Here is a 17,445-nt window from a genome sequence, read left to right as displayed (position 1 = left end):
GCTAAATATAAAAAATTAAGCAGCACCGGCCATCCGTTTATTACGGTTCAGGGCCTGTAGTGCGGACACATCGATAATCAGCGCCACGCTGCCGTCGCCAAGGATGGTGGCGGCTGAAATCCCCGGCACTTTGCGGTAGTTGCTTTCCAGGTTTTTGACCACGACCTGATGCTGGCCGATCAATTGATCCACCAATAAGGCGTAACGACGGCCCGCGCTTTGCAATATCACCACAATCCCTTGGGTGGGGTCGGTTTTGGCGCCGTCTACATCAAACAGGTGATGCAATTCAACCAGGGGCAAATATTCCCCCCTCACCTGCAATACCTGCTCGCCGCCGGCGAGGGGATGCAAATCATCCGCCTGCGGTTGCAGCGACTCCATCACCGTGTTGAGCGGCAGGATAAAGACATCCTGATTTACCCGCACCGACATGCCGTCCAGTATGGCCAGCGTCAGGGGTAACAGGATGCGGATGGTGGTGCCTTTGCCGGCCTGGGTTAAAATATCCACATGGCCGCCCATGGCCTGGATGTTGCGCTTAACCACATCCATGCCCACGCCGCGCCCGGACACATCCGTCACCTGTTCGGCGGTGGAAAACCCCGGCGCGAAAATCAGCATGCCCACCTCCTCGTCGGTCATGCCGTCGTTGACCGGCAGTCCCTGGGACAATGCCTTGGCAAGGATTCTTTCCCGGTTGAGGCCCGCGCCGTCATCGCTGACCTCGATGCAGATATTGCCCCCCTGGTGTTCGGCCCGCAGTTGCAAATTGCCGACCGGGGATTTGCCGATGGCCTGCCGGGCGGCGGGCGACTCGATGCCGTGATCCAGACTGTTGCGCACCAAATGGGTCAGCGGATCGATAATCCGTTCGATCAGGCTTTTATCCAGTTCGGTGGAGCTGCCTTCCAGAGTCAGTTTTACCTGCTTGTCGAGCTTGGCGGCCAGATCGCGCACCAGCCGCGGAAACCGGTTGAAGACATATTCCATCGGCATCATGCGGATGGACATCACCGATTCCTGCAAATCCCGGGCATTGCGTTCCAATTGGCCCATGCTGATCAGCAGATCGCTATGTTCCACCGGGTCCAGACTGCCGGAGCGCTGCGCAATCATGGATTGGGTGATCACCAGCTCGCCGACCAGATTGATTAACTGGTCAACTTTTTCCACCGCCACCCGGATGCTGGTATCGGCCGGTTTTACCCGCGCGGTGGCGGTATCCGCCGGCCGGGCCGGGACGGCATCGCTGGCCGACGACGCGCCGGCCGCCGCGGTGATGGGCGTCACATTGCTTGGCGGCACGGGACTTGCCGGAGCATTGCCCTGCGATGGCGTGATTGCCGGTGGCGTGAGTGAAGGCGCCACGCCGACCGCCGGCGTGTCGGGAAGTCCCGCAGCGGCGACATCGTCCGCCGCGGCGGCGTTCTGGTCGGCGTTCTGGTCGGCGTTCTGGTCGGCGTTTGCCGCCGCCGCGTCGGCGTCGGCGTCGGCGTCGGCGTCGAAATGAATCTGGTCGGCTTCCAAGACAAAGCACAGCACCGCGCAAATATCGTCTTCGCCTACCGTGGTTTGCAGGCGGGCGCTGAGGCTGTCTTCCGTTTGCCGGTGATCCAGCACGGTGCCGAGATTACCCAGCTCATCGAGCATCAGCGGGATTTCGCCGGGTTTCAGATCGCTCAGGCGAATAGAGAGCATGGCGTCCGCGGCCGGCGGCTTGGCGGGTTCGGCGCTGGGAGAGGCCGCGGTCTGCGGATCGATACCTTTGGCTTCCAGCGCTAGCTGGCGCAGCGCCTCGCAAATATAAGCAAAGCTTGCCGCATCCGGTTCCTGAGCCGTTTTGTAGGCGTCTAATTGATCCTGCATGATATCTTTGGTTTCCAAAAACAGGTTAACAATCGCCGTGCTGAGGGACATTTCCCCCCGCCGCGCCTCGTCCAGCAGGTTTTCCAGCAAATGAGTGGTTTCCTGCAATACCGTAAAGCCGAACGTGCCCGCCCCGCCCTTGATGGAATGGGCGGCGCGGAAGATAGCATTGAGCTGTTCGCTATCCGGTTTCAGCGGGTCCAGAACCAGCAGATGCTGTTCCATATCCGCCAGCAGTTCGGCAGCCTCATCAAAAAATGTTTGGTAAAAAGCGCTTAATTCCATGCTCACGAAGTCACCTCTGCTGTGAATCACGTTCGTTAAACGGCGAGGCCGCCGGGACCGGAGTCCCGGAGGGCGTAGTTATAGGCGCAGTTGCAGACTTAGCCGCCGGCGCGGCATTGGACGGCGCAACCGGTGTTGCTGGCGAATCCGCAGGGGCCGAATCGGGAGCAATACTTGACGGCGCAGCCGCCGGGGCCGAACCCGGGGCAATACTTGACGGTGCAGCCGACGGTGCCGAATCGGGAGCAATACTTGACGGCGCAGCCGCCGGGGCCGAACCCGGGGCAACGCTTGACGGCAAGGGGGCTGCGGCTGGCTCGGCCGCCGCCTTAAATGCCGGCTGCTGCGTCAACGTTTTTGAATCGTTGATTTCCACACCCTGGCTTTCCGCATTTTCATGCTCAATGGTTATTTCCGTCTGTTTGTTCAGCACCAGCAGGCTAATACGCCGATTAATCGCCGCGTCCGGTTTTTGCGGCGCCAGGCTCATGGTGGCGGACATGCCGACCACGCGCAGAATTTTACCCTCCTCCAGCCCGCCGGAAATCAGCTCCCGCCGCGACGCATTGGCGCGGTCCGCCGATAGCTCCCAATTGCTATAGCCCCGTTCGCCGCTGGCGTAGGGTATGGCATCGGTATGACCCGAAATGCTGATTTTATTCGGAATATCATTCAGCACCGGCGCAATGGCCCGCAGCACATCGCGCATATACGGCTGCACCCTGGCGCTGCCGGTTTCAAACATAGGCCGGTTCTGGCTATCGAGGATCTGGATACGCAACCCGCTCTCCACCAGGTTGATTAACAATTGCGGTCGCAGCACCTTTAGTCGGGGATCGGACTCAATGAGCTGATCCAATCTTTCCCGCAGCCGGTTAAGCCGGTTTTTTTCCAATTTATCCATCAGGGCATTAATGCTTTTATGCACATCCCCCTGCTGGCGAGTCGGATCATCACCCCCGCCGGGTATCGGACTAAAATCGGAACTGCTGCGCTCACCGCCGGTAACGGCCACGTTGAGCGGCGTACGGAAATATTCGGCTATGGTCGCCAACTCCTGCGGGCTGGCGATGGACAGCAGCCACATCACCAGAAAAAAAGCCATCATCGCGGTCATGAAATCGGCATAGGCTATTTTCCATGCGCCGCCGTGTTCGGCATGGTGCCTGGGCGACCGCCGTTTGCGCACCACCACTATTGGCTGGTTCTTCATGCATCCTCTTCCACCGGCTGTTTAACCGGTTCCCGGGCGAGCTTGACGTGGGCCTCAAGTTCGCTGAACGAGGGACGCTCGGCGGAAAACAGGGTTTTACGGCCAAACTCCACCGCAATCTGCGGCGCATAACCATGAATATTGGAGAGCAGAGTGATTTTGATGCATTGCATCATTTTGACGGTTTCGTCTTTCTTTTGCCGCAGCAGCGAAGCCAGCGGCGAAATAAAGCCATAAGCCAGCAGGATGCCTAAAAAAGTGCCCACCATGGCCTGGGCTATCAACGCTCCCAGTTCAATAGCCGAACGGTCCGCCGATGCCAGGGCATGAACCACGCCCATGACGGCCGCCACGATCCCAAAGGCCGGCAGAGAATCCCCGACCTGGGACAAACTGCTGGCGGGAATTTCACACTCGTGTTCGTAGGTCTCGATTTCCTCGTCCATCAGCGATTCAATTTCAAACGCATTCATGTTGCCGCCTATCATCAGGCGCAGATAATCGGTGATAAAATCCACCAGTTGCTTATCGTCGAGAATGCGGGGATAGAGTTTGAAAATGGCGCTTTCATGGGGACTATCGATATCGAATTCCAAAACCAACATGCCGTGCTGACGCGACTTTGCCATCAAACGAAACAGCAGCGCCATCAGATCCATATATAAGGCTTTGTTATACTTTGAACCACGGAATAACAACGGTAAAGCGTGGACGGTCGACTTGATTGCTTTCGCGTTATTACCGACGATAAACGCGCCGACGCCAGCACCAATGATTATTAGAAATTCGGAAGGTTGATAAAGCGCACCCAAATGGCCGCCGACTAAGGCATAACCGCCAAATACCGCGGCAATGACGACAAGATATCCCACTATCACTAACACGCCCGTTCTCCCGGTAAAAAAGATGAAGGCCAGCACGCCGTGATAGGGGAAAAAACCGAGCGACGATTACCATGGCCATTTTATGCCAGGGTATCGCCATGGATATTTTCATCCGGTATGGATTACCCGTCACACTGCGCGTTGCGCCTGCTCATCCAGCAGCTTGGGATTAATATCGGCCGTGTCTGGCAAAAGTTTACGTCTTTTTACCGCCCGCGACGGCGGCTGGCATAAACTGCAAACAAAACCAAAGGCAGGTTGGTGGGCATAAGTGATGAAATGGCCGTGACAATGGCTGCATGGCGTCAATTGCAGCATCCCGCTTTCAACAAATCTTACCAGCGTCCAGGCGCGGGTCAGCGCAAGAATCGGCAACTCGCCGTCTTGATGGGGACACTGCTCAAGGTACAAGCGATACGATCGAATAACCGCCTCGACGCCGGTACATTGCCCATTTTGCTGTAACACCTGGAAAATATTATAAAACATCGAGGAATGAATGTTCTGTTCCCAGGTCATAAACCAATCCGTGGAAAAAGGCAGCATTCCCTTGGGCGGCGGGCTGCCGCGCAGCTCCTTGTATAATTTTATCAATCGTCCGCGACTGAGCTGCGTTTCACTTTCCAGCATCTGCAATCTGGCACCCAGCGTGATCAATTCCATGGCGAGCTGAATGTCCTTTGCTTCCTGGACAATACTTTTCACGGCCATCGCTACGCCCTTTTTTTCGGCAAATGGCTTTCTTTAGAAGCTAATCGCTCTTGTAATTGGCTTGATAGCAATATCCCGGTGTGTATTTGCTGCAATTCATCCACCCGGGAATCCTGAGTTAGCTGCGTAATAGTCTGATGGTCGTCAAAACGGAAAAGACACAATAGCTGGTTCGTTTCAGCCAATTTTACCATTTGTGGTAAAGTGAGCTTCAATAATACGTCAGCCATGGTGTTATTAATTCCCAATCGAAACATAGCAGATGCTTTTTCTTGATTAATGAGCCGTTGCGCCAATAATAAATAGGACAAATTTATATCGTAAACGTGTTTGCGTATTTCACTCGTATTCATTTTCCCATCCCTATAGACTATGTTTAAAAACATAACTTGGGTGATAAAATATCGCCCGGTATCCGGGGATCTTCCCCTGGGTGGCTAATGAAAAACATCGGCATCGAAAAATACATATAGTATCCGGTGACCGAAGCGGCTATTAAGTAATGCCGTACCGTTAAATATTTTATGTGCTAATTGTGCCCAAAACTAACCTGATTCATTAGAGTTTCTTCCGTGAAACATTTTTACAAATTAGTGAGATTATTCCTAATTGCGCCGCAACTCTAACGCCGAATCCGTCGTGCATACAATCTACCCAAGGGTAAATTTTAGATAAAGTGTGATCTTGATCACATAAAAAGAGTTTACTTGATCAGAATTGCTACTGGTCAGACTTCCGTGCTGTTCAAAAAACGACCAAAAATCAAAATTTGGGCTATTCGTCATACAATATAACCAGCGAAATAGCGTATTCTGCTGATTTTAGCGATAATGACAGAATATCATTCGTAATCGCAAACTTTCGGTCTAAAATGCTATTTTAAGATCGATTAATCAGCTTAAATGCTGTTTTTAGCAGATTTTTATCTAAAATACATCGATAACAATTATGAAACATAACTTACAATTTCGATGCAAATCCCTGCCGCCGGCTGTCTAAAAATTGAGCGGCGGCACGTTATCGAGTTAACAGTGGGCTTATTGGGAAAGCATCGCGAAAACAGACGTAAAATTTTGTGTGGACGCTACGTAGACGAGGGGAATCCCACACCAGAAAAGGTATGTAATGTTATCATCGGCAGGCATATTTAAAACTTGAGGAAAATCGCGCAAAAATTTTGCTAAAAACGCGGCAAGTTATTAATTTAGATCGTTTTTTATACCCAGGAAATTATAAGATTTACGGCCATAACAGGGATTTAAAGAATAATACCAGCGCCTAATTTGTTAAAAGATGCGATGCAGAATTAATGGATTTTCACATAGCGCGGCGCGTCATGGACTTGCCCGATAAATAACGCCCGGTCCCCTACATAACCATAACATCGGTAGCGTTAACCCGCTGTTAACCTGTCACGCGCGTGCGGCGACGGGGCATCGGGGCCAGTAAGCAAAAAATCCATCGCCGCTCCGGCGGACGAAGCGGCGATGGATTCGTTTTTTGCCCTGGTAAACTCAAAAAATGCCGCTCAGGACGGACGTCTACATGCTGCTTATGACGCTTTTGCGGCTTTGGATTCCTGGACCGGCACTTCCTTAAGATCGTTCAGGAACGTTTGGCGCCAATGGACGATATCATTTTTGGTTATGACATCCATCATTTCCTTATAACGCGAAATACGTTCATCCAACGGCATGCACAGCGCTTTATCCAGCGCAGCGGCCACCCCGTCGCGATCGTAAGGGTTAACCAATAGCGCGGAGGTTAATTCGTTGGCCGCACCGGCAAAACGCGACAAGATCAGTACCCCGGGGTTAGCCGGGTCCTGGGAAGCCACATACTCTTTCGCCACCAGGTTCATTCCGTCGCGCAGCGGCGTAACCAGGCCCACTTCACAATGGCGAAAGATCTTCATCAGCAGGCTGCGTTCATAGTGCTGGTTAAGGTAGAACAGTGGCGTCCATTCCAATGTGGAAAAATGACCGTTAATGCGCCCCGCTTCGGTTTCGAGTTCGTGCCGGATGTCCTGATAGGCCTGCACGTCGCCGCGCGAAGTCGGCGCAATCTGGAAATACCGGATATTGCCGCGATGCTGCGGATAGTTTTCCAGTAGCGTTTCAAACGCCTGGAAACGCTCGGGCAGCCCCTTGGAATAATCCAACCGGTCAACGCTGATAATGAGCTTACCGTTAAGTTTGTCGCGTAAATGGGCCAGCTTGGGCGGCAAGGCCCCCTCCGCCAGCTCGCGGATGCTGTCGGGTTCGACGCCAATGGGGTAAACCCGCACCGTGACCGATTTGCCATACGCGGAAAAACGATCGTCGTCCAGTTGTTCCACATCGGTAACCAATGACAGATTTTCAATAAATGCCAGCCGGTCTGTTTCGGCCTGAAAGCCGATCAGATCATATTCGCATAACATTTCCAGCAGCTCTTTACGCGGCGGCAAGGCATTGAATATTTCTGAGGTAGGGAATGGGATATGGAGGAAAAAACCGATGCGGTTGGTCATGCCCAATTTTCGGCAGGCGGCCGCGAACGGCAGTAAATGATAATCATGAATCCAGAGGATATCATCGGGTTCCACCAGGGGCTGCAGGCGCCCTGCCAGCCGTTCGTTTACCTGGCAATAGCCATCATAATCCTCACGCTGGTATTGCACCAAATCCAGGCGGTAGTGAAAAGCCGGCCAAATAACGGTGTTGGAAAAATTAAGGTAATACTGGTCATATTCGCTTTGTTTTAAGCTAAAAGACGCGAAAGTGATGTTGTCCTGCTGGTGCTTTTCCAGAGGCAAATCCTCTTCGCTGATTTTACCATTCCAGCCAAACCACATGCCGCCAGCATCTTTTAATGAATCCATGATGCCTACGGCCAGGCCGCCGGCGCTTTCCTTTTTCCCTTCCATAGCCGCAATACGATTCGAAACTACCACTAAGCGACTCATAAATCCTCCCCAACTGAGATTTTGGTTTTAATAGAATAATTCTCTTGTTGTTTAACCAGCGACAATAACCACAAATGGACTTTTCCCACATCTGCCAAATGATAACGGGCTTCAGTTTTCCCTGGACCAACTTTGATGGTAATACCATTAAGTTCGTTAACCTGGGTAAAACCGGTCTCGTCTGTCAGGTCATCGCCGATAAATAGCGGCGTTCTGCCGCTAAAAGGTGCTTCATTCATAAAAGCTTTTATCGCCTCGCCCTTGTTTACCCCGCGCGGCTTAAGCTCAACCACGCACTTGCCGGGCTGGAGCGCCAATTCCGGGTAGCGGCGGGTAAAATCCTGGGCCACCGCGAGGATGCCGTCTTTAAACTGCTCGGCGCCGCGATAATGTAAGGCAAAGGCCATTCCCTTGGCTTCTACGTGACAGCCGGGCATGGCGGCGATGGCCTGGGTAAGTTGTTGCTGAAGAGTTGCCGCGACTGACGGCGAGAGTTCGATGCGATGAAGGGTTCCCTGCGCGTCCCGGCGCTCCGCCCCGTGGACGCCTGCCGCCGGAGCGTGCAGCGGGGCGCTTAGGGTATCCAATTCGTTCAGCGTCCGTCCCGATACCAACGCCAGGGCGCCTCCGGTAGCGGTAAAAATATCGCATAACGCCTGCTTGATCTCGTCGGGGATGCTCACCAATTCCGGTCGTTGTTCAATCCCGGCCAAGGTGCCGTCGAGATCAAAAAAGCAGGCTATCCCCGTCAAGGGTATAGGGGGGAGTGAATCACTGTCTGTCATACCTGTTATCCTCGTTTATAACCGCCTGCGAGTTGCATTCAGGGCGCATCGCCGGATAAGTGGTTGCGCTGTCACGCTTTTACGCAGCCCGGAATTAATTGACAGAGGGTAAGCGGGTAACCAAGGAGTGTGAGAAGATAATGAAGTGAATTTTGCTAATCGTCATTCTCCTTGAAACTGCGCAAACCTAATTGATCATTCACCGACCTAAGTCGTTGAACATTAAGTTATGATACAAACGCGCAAAAAAGTAAGGCGGGCATTAGCGCGACGCCTTACTATCCCAGCTGTCCTTCGGGCGGCGGTGAACACGTTAGTTAGTATAGACAATAATTTTTGATCTGTCATAAATGGCACAAAAAGCCCTTATGGGGACAAAAACGCAGGAATGATCTCAGCAGATTCCTCACCATGGACATTTGAACGAACCATCAATAAATGTACGGATACTTCAACATATTCGATAAATATGTTGTTCAATTCCCCCAGTGAGATGCTTACGGGGCTAAAATTTGTTCGTTTAATGCATAATTTTGTATAGAAAATCAAAATTAACCCTACAAAACTGGCCAAAAAACAGCCATTATTTACAAATCGCGGCCTATTTTAATTGATAATGGTTGTCATCAAGATTTATGACCACTTAATATATTGATATTAAAGATTAAAAAAAACCCTGTGCGATTTTCGGCTCATTCGAACAAAATTTTATTTGTAAAAAAAAATAACACAAAAAATGATGAATTTTTCTTATGTATATTCCGTGATTTTTGTAATATGATTTTTCTGATAAAGCACTTGCCTTTGAGAAGAGTCGCTGGCTGCTTGACATTATGTGCTTTGTCGACATTGGTATCATACCTGCATCAGCTTGGTTGCCTGGCCAGCTATACCTACAGACTTAAGTCAAATTTATCGATTTACTTTTGGGAGAACGATCTCAAAAAAATTTCGTTGAAGTCACTCATAGATTGTTGATAAAACATTAGTTAACTGTGAAGCTTTCTGAAATCCGAGGGCCAGACGACAGCATTTTATCATTGATTAAAACAGATTAACCAATTTTAATGAGGGTGCGATATGCCAACGATTATAATGGATTCATGCAGCTATACCCGTCTCGGGCTAACGGGTTTTCTAACGGATACCGGTGTAAAAAGGCGCAATATCAATATCGTATCTGATATCGGCCAGTTGCAAAATCGATGCTCCCGCATAAAACCGGATGTGGTGTTTGTTAATGAGGAGTGTTTCATCCATGAGCCCGATGCCACCGAACGCATTAAACGCGTGATTACGCAGCATCCAGATACGCTTTTTTTCATTTTTATGGCGATGACCAATATCCATTTTGAAGATTATCTGTTTGTCCGTACCAATCTTATCATTACGTCAAAATCGATTAAGCCTGAAACGCTGAATTCATTGCTTGCCGGCTGCAACAAGCAAAAACCTTTGGATGCCACGCACAAATCCCCGCTGGATCTCAACCCGGTGCGTTTGAGCCAGACCGAATCCAATATGTTGCGCATGTGGATGTCCGGCCACGATACCATCCAGATCTCCGACAGCATGCAAATCAAGGCCAAAACGGTGTCTTCCCACAAGGGCAACATCAAACGCAAGATTAAAACGCATAACAAGCAAGTGATTTATCATGTAGTCAGACTTACGGATACCGTGACCACCGGCATCTACGTCAACGTCCGCTGAGCATTGGCCCACAGGAAAGAAAGCCCGACCAACATCTCTTTTATTCTTTTAACGACTGTTTTTTGGTATCAATGCGCCGCTTGATACCTTTTTTTTACCGTACTGCTACCTTTTTTTGCATCTTATCTTGCCGGGCGCGACGCCAGTACATTAGCCAGAGATAGCCGACCGTCGGGCCGGTGGGATGTCATGCCTTTTCCGATAGCAATTCAACAAAAATCCCATCGGGATGACTGGTTTCATTAAAAAACCAAATGCCGGTAGGGTAGTCGTCCAGGGCGACCAGATACATTACCCCTTCGCTGAACTCTTCAATTGCCTGGATGGTGCCCTTGCGCCGCGGCCCGCCGTCCGTTTTAACCGTCACCCGATCGTGTAATTTCATGACTAGCCTCATAATGTGCCCGACAGATAGTTTAGTACAAACCCGCCATTCAGTCAGCCCATTCACCGGCTTGTATCAGCAATATACCGCTTTGACGCTATACTTAATAAGGTCATACCGCGGGCGAAAGATTAACATGAGGAAAACATTATGGCCTTTGCCAAAGAATATAATGAGCAGCTAAAGCGGGAAATCAGTATCGACGTGGATTCATTAATCAAGGCGGTCAGGGAAATTGCGGGCCAGGACGTTTATGAGCATCAGCATAACGACCATGCCCATATGGTTACCGCGCAAGGTCAAGAATTCACATCCTATGGCGCATTGGCTGAAGCCTATAATTTAGACATCCGTGATTATACCGTGGCGGAAGTTAATCGTTAAATGGCGTTTTTTTGTACTTTTCCTGCGTAAATAAAGAACAAAAAAACCCCGGCATAACGCACCGGGGGAATAAAATACTCCGCTTTAGCGCGGTGAATTGAAAAATTCGTTACACTAGGAAATCAAGTACTTGTTCATAGTAAACATATCGCTTTAATTGGCAAGCCACATTAATTTTACTACTGAATTCAAATCATATAAATTATCGAGCACAAGCCAGCCGACGCGGCTACGCTTAGACAAATAATGTTATGATTTTCATGGCGTAAAGTTGATTCTCACCTCTCCTACGCTAAGGTTTACCGGCTATGGGATAAGGTTAACTTTGCTGAATTTTAAGAATTTTCTCAAAAAGAAACATTAATAAACTTTCATTTTAGGACAGCCATCCCTGGCCGGATATCCGGCTGAAAAACCCTTGATGGCGCCCTCTGCATGCCGGGGCATCGTATATACTCTTTTTCAGAAGGTGACATTATTTAATCGTCACTACTTTAGGAATGAGGCGGAAAAAAATGCCGAGTCTACAAGACCCTTTAGTCGTTATAACCGATTTGGATGGCTCGTTGCTGGATCATCATACCTATAGCTGGCAACCCGCCGAGCATTGGCTTGAGACGTTAAAAGCCAATCATATCCCGCTGGTATTTTGTTCCAGTAAAACCGCCGCTGAAATAGAACAGCTGCAAATCAGCATGGGCCTGTCGGGATCGCCGTTTATCGCCGAAAACGGCGCGGTGTTGCGGTTCCACCCCGACGCGCCGCCAGACGCGCAGCCGGACAACATTATGGAACAACGTTACGACGCTATTCGCGCTTTACTGGAGCGCCTGCGGGAAGAAAAAGGCTTCAAGTTTTTCGGCTTTGGCGATGTTGATGAAAAGGTCATTGGCGAATGGACCGGACTGTCGGCGCAGGATGCAGTGTTGGCGCAACGGCGGGAGGCGTCGGAAGCATTCATCTGGCGCGACAGCGACGAGCGTATGGCGGAATTCGCCGCCTGCCTCGCCGCAGCGGATTTGGCTATCACCCAGGGCGGCCGCTTTTATCACGTTATGTCCAAAAACAGCAGCAAAGGCGCGGCGGTGCAACGACTTATGGAATTATACCGTCAACGGGACGGCCGCCAGTGGCTTTCGTTGGGATTAGGCGACGGGCCAAATGATATTCCGATGCTCAATGCGGTGGATTACGCGGTCATTATACGCGGTTACAGCAAGACCCCGGTGGACGTAAGTGCGCAACAACACTATGTTTACCGTACCTCAGCCTTTGGGCCAGAAGGCTGGAGCGAAGGAATGAAACATTTTATCACCTCGGCTTGATAAGAGGTACGCATAATTATTTTAAAAATTGTAATGGCTTGGGGAGAGAACCTATGAGCGATTTTCATCAAAATGGAATAATTGCCAATTTTCATAACTTGTCCGACCGTAAAGTCGAAGAACTGGAAACCGAACTGATCGGCTTTGCAAAAAAGCGCAAAATGGGGCTGATTCTTCCTTCCCTTTTTTCTGAACTGGAAGGACCGGCATTGGCGCATATCATCGACGAAATCGCCAAGGTGCCTTATCTTGAAGAGATCGTTATCGGACTGGATCGTGCCGACCGGGAACAGTTTTTATTCGCCCGGGAATTTTTTTCACGCTTGCCGCAGCATCATCGCATCCTGTGGAACGACGGCCCGCGCCTCAAAGCCATTGACGCCGAATTGGAAAAAGAAGGCTTGTCCCCTACCGAACCGGGCAAAGGCCGCAACGTATGGTTTTGCACCGGTTATACGCTCGCTTCCGACCGCACACTGGCGGTGGCGTTGCACGATTGCGATATCGTCACCTATGAACGAAGCATGTTGGCCCGCTTGCTTTATCCGGTGGTGCACCCCAAATTCAACTATGAGTTCTGCAAAGGATTTTATGCGCGTGTCGCCAACGGCAAAATGAATGGACGCGTGGTGCGCCTGCTGGTGGGGCCGTTACTGCGTTCATTGGAAAATGTTTATGGCCCGTCGCAGTACCTCGATTATCTCAATAGCTTCCGCTACCCCTTGTCCGGTGAGTTCGCCATGCGTACCCGGGTAATGCATGATATGAAGATCCCGGGGGATTGGGGTCTGGAAATCGGCGTATTATCCGAGATCTATCGCAACTATTCGCCCAATCATATTTGCCAGGTGGAAATTGCCGATAACTACGATCATAAGCATCAGCCCCTGGCGGAAGAAGACGGCTCAGGCGGGCTCAAGCGCATGAGCAATGATATTATCCAATCCCTGTACCGTAAATTGGCCACCATGGGCGTCAGCCTGACCAGCGACTCCTTCCGGGTGCTTAAAGCCACCTACTATCGCAATGCCCTCGATATCCTGGAGTTCTACCATCACGATGCCATCATGAATGGTTTGAAATTCGACCAGCATAGCGAGGAAGCGGCGATTGAACTGTTTATGCAATGCATCCTGGATGCCGGGCAGGCTTTTATCGAAAGGCCGAACGACAAACCCTTCATTCCGAGCTGGAGCCGGGTGCAGTCCGCTTTTCCGGACATCATGCAGCGCATCTATGACGCGGTGGAAGAGGATAACAAGGGCGACGTCTAGCTATATCGCCGGATAATCCGGGGCGGCGACCGCTCCCCCGCGGATAAGGGCAGGATTGAACGGGCCGCGGGGAAATTTTTGCCGATACGCCCCCTGCCCGTTTTATCCCGCGCGCAGCGGCACTTTTACTTGCTCCCGTGGCGGCGATCTTTAGAATATGGCGTCTCTTATAAATGCACTACGGGTAACCGCCGAGGCGGAAATGAAACGATATGCGCGAACTCAAACCCAATGAACCCTTGGTCGCTGCCCTGGCGAGGTGGATCGAGGATCATCTAGACCGCGATATCGCGCTGCCCGAACTCGCCCAGCGTTCCGGTTATTCGGTCTGGCATATGCAGGGGGTGTTCCGGGCCACAACCGGCATGGCCGTGGGGCGTTATATCCGCGAACGCAAATTAACCGAAGCGGTACATAGATTGCGCAATACTGACAATAAAATTATCGATATCGCTTTGGATTACGGCTTTAATTCGCAGTCACAATTCACTACCCTGTTTAAGAAATATTTTGGCATAACACCGCAAATGTGCCGTAACGATCGTTCCTTATCGCTGCGTTTGACGCCGCCGCTAAGTTATGATTAATTAAATATATATTGCCATTTTATGACGATATAAAAGGCAACACTCATTATTTTAAGAATTTTTTATTTTACTTAATCGCTAATTTTCATAGCAGCGATATTGCCTTAAATATTTTATATTAAATCATAAATATCAATAACATAAAATTAATTTCGTTCATTTTTTTGCTTAATATAAATTGGGCTATTCGATTATTTCGTTGGCGCCTCAGTAAAATCCGAACTAAATGTATAGTATTTCTGCCAAATTAGCGTAACATGCGTAAGCAAGACTAATTTCCCTGGTGTAACTTAAGAAGTGATTTTACCCGCTGTTTTTGGCGGGTTTTTTTAACGCGTCGCAATAACGCCGATGATATTACTGTCAAAATATTTTTCCACGCCTGTTTTAGTTACATATCCCCTCAGTAAAATATTTTATCGTATATTTTAATCCCCTTTGATATTAGTTTTATTGATGATTTAGCCTTTGATCCGCAGCGTCGCGGAATGTGCGATCGCGCAGGTATATAGCGCACCGCGCAATTAAGCCGTTATATTCGACGTGTAGCGCACGCGCGTGTCGCCGGAAAAGCGAGGGTAATTCAGGACATAGGTGACAAAAACCCATACCCGCCTGACACGGCGCCAGGCGGGGTGAAGCGCTTTATTAAATTTTACAACCTTCGCAATCATCTTCAGCCGTATACGTTTCCGGCACTGCTTTGGCTTTTTGTTCGGCGTTTTCTTCCGCTTTGGCCAACTCAGCATCAATATCGAATTCAAAAATATCATCGTTCATGGGGCGGGTTCTCCGTGGTTTACTTCGGGCTATTATAGCCAATCCGCCATGAAAAAGCGGCCCAACCGGGCTATCGGGGCGAAAAAAACCCGGCTCGATTGCCGGGTACGTTGCGCTGCAAGCCTGGGGACCTAGATATCGAGCCCCTTTTTGCTTTTTTTATCCGCACGTTTTTCCTTCAGTGTTTTCTCTGGCTTCTTCTTGGCTGACTTGTCCTTACCTCTACTCATAAACACCTCGCTTACTTGTCAGATTTAGGGGTTTACCAAAAGACTCCCCCGATAACACTGGGGACTATCTACAGTTACCAAACCTGGCAGCGGAATGCAAGTGTACATTTAGCCGCCAGCCGGGCTAACCGGCTGAAAGTATCATTTAGCGCCCGGGACGCGGGGATGCGCTTTAAGCCAGGTTTCCATCGCTTCGATTTCGGCTTTTTGCGCTTTGATGACATTTAGCGCCAGTTGACGCATCTGCGGGTCCTTGCCGTATTTTAATTCGGTTTCGGCCATGGCGATGGCGCCCTGGTGATGGGGAATCATTCCCTGCGCGAATGCGACATCCGGATCGCTGTCCTTGACCCCTTCGGCCATATCCTGGTGCATGTCCCCCATGGCGGCCATATAGGCCTGGCTGGCGGGACTAAGCGCCTGGGCCGGGGACATATGTTCCATATCCATGCTTTTTGCCGGCGCCGCCACGACGGGGGACGACACCAGGGGCAGCGCCAACAGCAGCACTGGCAGTAAGGAAACTTTGATCATGATTTTCTCCTGTAAAATGATGACCTCACGAAGCCGGGCTATCTGACTGGCTGACCAGGAAGGATTTGAACTGCGGCGACATCCAGGTGGCGAACCCGCCGTCGGTTTTGGTAATCAGGTATACCGCCAGCCCTTGCTGCTCGGCTAGCGCTTTGGCTTTTTCGCTTCCCAGCACCATCAAACCGGTATCCCAGCCGTCGGCTTCCAACGCGGTGGGGGCGATGACCGTGGCGGAGACCAGTTTATGCTCGATAGGACGGCCGGTGGCGGGATCGATAATATGCGACAAGCGCTTACCCTGCAATTCGTAATAATTGCGATAACTTCCCGACGTACTGATGCCATGCCCCTGCAAATCGACGATGGCCTGGGCGCCGATTTCCTTATCGGTGGGACGCTGGATGGCTACGCGCCACGGCTGCCCTTGCGGGGATAACCCCCTGGATATCACCGCCCCGCCCACCGACACCAGATAACGTGTTATTCCCCGCCGCTCCAGCAGGGCGGCCAGATGATCGGTGGCATAACCCTCGCCGAGGGTGGACAGATCCACATAAAGGTCCGGCAAATCTTTTTGCAGCCATTGGCCCCGGTTATCTTCAATCAAACGCAGATGGCGCAGCCCGACGCGTTCGCGGGCTGCATCGATTTGCTGCTGGGTGGGCAGCGTCACCGGCTGCTTATCCGGCCCGAATCCCCATAGATTAACCAAGGGACCCACGGTGATATCCATGGCTCCGGCGGTTTTAGCGCCGATGCGCAAGGCGGTAGTGATGATATCCGCCATGCCGGCGGATACGGGCTGGGGGTCGGTGCCGGTATATTGATTGAAACGCGACAAAACCGTGTCCGATTGGTACGTAGACAGCTCATGATTGTCCTGTTCCAGCAATTGGCCGATTTGTTCCTGCAGACCCGCCACGGCCTCCGCAGGCGGCGATGCCAGGGTAACCCGGTAAAAAGTCCCCATGGTTTTTCCTTCCGCCGACCAGGCCGACCCGCTGTTTTCCGCCTGGGGCTTATCACAGCCGGCGAGCAATAAGGCGCCGCCGAGTAATATCGCTGCGTAATTCTTCATGTTTTCCACTGCTCCAACATTAAAAGGCATTGCACCGTCCGGGCTATGGTAATACGTTCCGTAGCCTATGCAAAAAGCAGATGCAAAAATCAGACCTGGCGCCAAGCCTTAGAGGAGCCCATGGAAAGTCATAAATCGAGATGGTTGCCGCCCTGGGCGTAATTAAACATCCGCTGTACGATTTCATCGGCTCCTTTGATAATCTCGGACAAATGCTTATCGCTGCGGTTAACCGCCTGGGAGTAGGCGATTTCATGGGCTTCGTCCACCATGGAGATAATGCGGTCGCGGGTTTCGGCGTCGATATTACCCAAAATCGTGGTAATAACCACCTGGTAGGCATGGGACGTCACGGTCAACTGCCTTTCCCGTGCTTCCAACGCCTCGATGCGTTCGAGTAAAGCCTCATAAAGCGGATCGTGGGCCATATTTCCCTCTCTTATGCCGTTCAGGCATGGTCC

17 protein-coding genes are annotated in these 17,445 nt (G+C 51.0%); 5 read left to right on the top strand and 12 right to left on the bottom strand.

Annotated elements, in window-relative coordinates; all coding sequences use genetic code 11:
- Window positions 1-15: 15 nt before the first annotated feature.
- From cheA to otsB, 7 genes are all read right to left on the bottom strand, one after another.
- A complete protein-coding gene (cheA, locus tag ACL2XP_RS11170) occupies window positions 16-2,154 on the bottom strand; it encodes a chemotaxis protein CheA (protein ID WP_413739123.1) in 2,139 nt (712 codons plus the stop codon).
- 10 nt (window positions 2,155-2,164) lie between these two features.
- Window positions 2,165-3,367 carry a flagellar motor protein MotB gene (motB, locus tag ACL2XP_RS11165; RefSeq protein WP_413738578.1) on the bottom strand — a complete coding sequence of 401 codons (1,203 nt, stop codon included), beginning with the start codon at window positions 3,365-3,367 and terminating at the stop codon, window positions 2,165-2,167.
- Window positions 3,364-4,251 (bottom strand): flagellar motor stator protein MotA, encoded by an 888-nt coding sequence (gene motA, locus ACL2XP_RS11160; RefSeq protein WP_413738577.1) that lies wholly within the window; start codon window positions 4,249-4,251, stop codon window positions 3,364-3,366. Before motA ends, motB begins: the two co-directional genes overlap by 4 nt.
- 129 nt (window positions 4,252-4,380) lie before the next feature.
- Complete coding sequence (flhC, locus tag ACL2XP_RS11155; RefSeq protein WP_413738576.1) at window positions 4,381-4,962, bottom strand: flagellar transcriptional regulator FlhC; 582 nt, start codon at window positions 4,960-4,962, stop codon at window positions 4,381-4,383.
- A 2-nt stretch (window positions 4,963-4,964) separates the two neighbouring features.
- Window positions 4,965-5,315, bottom strand: coding sequence for a flagellar transcriptional regulator FlhD (gene flhD / locus ACL2XP_RS11150; protein ID WP_413738575.1), 351 nt, complete (start codon window positions 5,313-5,315; stop codon window positions 4,965-4,967).
- A 1,199-nt stretch (window positions 5,316-6,514) separates the two neighbouring features.
- Complete coding sequence (otsA, locus tag ACL2XP_RS11145; RefSeq protein WP_413738574.1) at window positions 6,515-7,909, bottom strand: alpha,alpha-trehalose-phosphate synthase; 1,395 nt, start codon at window positions 7,907-7,909, stop codon at window positions 6,515-6,517.
- On the bottom strand, window positions 7,906-8,694 hold the full coding sequence (gene otsB, locus ACL2XP_RS11140; RefSeq protein WP_413738573.1) for a trehalose-phosphatase: 789 nt from the start codon (window positions 8,692-8,694) through the stop codon (window positions 7,906-7,908). Before otsB ends, otsA begins: the two co-directional genes overlap by 4 nt.
- A 1,080-nt stretch (window positions 8,695-9,774) precedes the next feature.
- Between otsB and rcsA the strand changes: the two genes are divergently transcribed.
- Window positions 9,775-10,407, top strand: coding sequence for a transcriptional regulator RcsA (gene rcsA / locus ACL2XP_RS11135; RefSeq protein WP_413738572.1), 633 nt, complete (start codon window positions 9,775-9,777; stop codon window positions 10,405-10,407).
- A gap of 187 nt (window positions 10,408-10,594) precedes the next feature.
- On the opposite strand, the gene dsrB is transcribed toward rcsA, so the two are convergent.
- Window positions 10,595-10,792 carry a protein DsrB gene (dsrB, locus tag ACL2XP_RS11130; protein ID WP_413738571.1) on the bottom strand — a complete coding sequence of 66 codons (198 nt, stop codon included), beginning with the start codon at window positions 10,790-10,792 and terminating at the stop codon, window positions 10,595-10,597.
- 150 nt (window positions 10,793-10,942) lie between these two features.
- Between dsrB and ACL2XP_RS11125 the strand changes: the two genes are divergently transcribed.
- From ACL2XP_RS11125 to ACL2XP_RS11110, 4 genes are all read left to right on the top strand, one after another.
- The gene (locus ACL2XP_RS11125) at window positions 10,943-11,176 is read left to right on the top strand and encodes a DUF2525 domain-containing protein (RefSeq protein WP_413738570.1); all 234 of its coding nucleotides are present in this window, start codon (window positions 10,943-10,945) and stop codon (window positions 11,174-11,176) included.
- Between the two features lie 515 nt (window positions 11,177-11,691).
- Window positions 11,692-12,501, top strand: a complete 810-nt coding sequence (locus ACL2XP_RS11120) for a mannosyl-3-phosphoglycerate phosphatase-related protein (protein ID WP_413738569.1) — start codon at window positions 11,692-11,694, stop codon at window positions 12,499-12,501.
- 53 nt (window positions 12,502-12,554) lie between these two features.
- Window positions 12,555-13,775 carry a glycosyl transferase gene (locus tag ACL2XP_RS11115; protein ID WP_413738568.1) on the top strand — a complete coding sequence of 407 codons (1,221 nt, stop codon included), beginning with the start codon at window positions 12,555-12,557 and terminating at the stop codon, window positions 13,773-13,775.
- A 212-nt stretch (window positions 13,776-13,987) separates the two neighbouring features.
- Window positions 13,988-14,362: a helix-turn-helix domain-containing protein gene (locus ACL2XP_RS11110; protein WP_413738567.1), complete on the top strand. Its 375-nt coding sequence runs from the start codon at window positions 13,988-13,990 to the stop codon at window positions 14,360-14,362.
- Window positions 14,363-15,010: 648 nt separating this feature from the next.
- Here the strand turns inward: ACL2XP_RS11110 and ACL2XP_RS11105 are convergent.
- The 4 genes from ACL2XP_RS11105 to ACL2XP_RS11090 all read right to left on the bottom strand — a co-directional run bounded on the left by ACL2XP_RS11105 (window position 15,011) and on the right by ACL2XP_RS11090 (window position 17,412).
- Window positions 15,011-15,142 (bottom strand): hypothetical protein, encoded by a 132-nt coding sequence (locus tag ACL2XP_RS11105; RefSeq protein ID WP_413738566.1) that lies wholly within the window; start codon window positions 15,140-15,142, stop codon window positions 15,011-15,013.
- Between the two features lie 371 nt (window positions 15,143-15,513).
- On the bottom strand, window positions 15,514-15,906 hold the full coding sequence (locus ACL2XP_RS11100; protein WP_413738565.1) for a DUF305 domain-containing protein: 393 nt from the start codon (window positions 15,904-15,906) through the stop codon (window positions 15,514-15,516).
- Between the two features lie 25 nt (window positions 15,907-15,931).
- Window positions 15,932-16,984, bottom strand: coding sequence for an FAD:protein FMN transferase ApbE (apbE, locus tag ACL2XP_RS11095; protein WP_413738564.1), 1,053 nt, complete (start codon window positions 16,982-16,984; stop codon window positions 15,932-15,934).
- Window positions 16,985-17,112: 128 nt separating this feature from the next.
- Window positions 17,113-17,412, bottom strand: a complete 300-nt coding sequence (locus tag ACL2XP_RS11090) for a hypothetical protein (RefSeq protein ID WP_413738563.1) — start codon at window positions 17,410-17,412, stop codon at window positions 17,113-17,115.
- Between the last annotated feature and the right edge of the window lie 33 nt (window positions 17,413-17,445).

This window comes from Sodalis sp. RH21 (genome assembly GCF_047324175.1).
In the GTDB taxonomy this organism is placed as follows: domain Bacteria; phylum Pseudomonadota; class Gammaproteobacteria; order Enterobacterales; family Enterobacteriaceae; genus Acerihabitans.
This window is presented reverse-complemented; position numbering and strand designations above follow the sequence as displayed.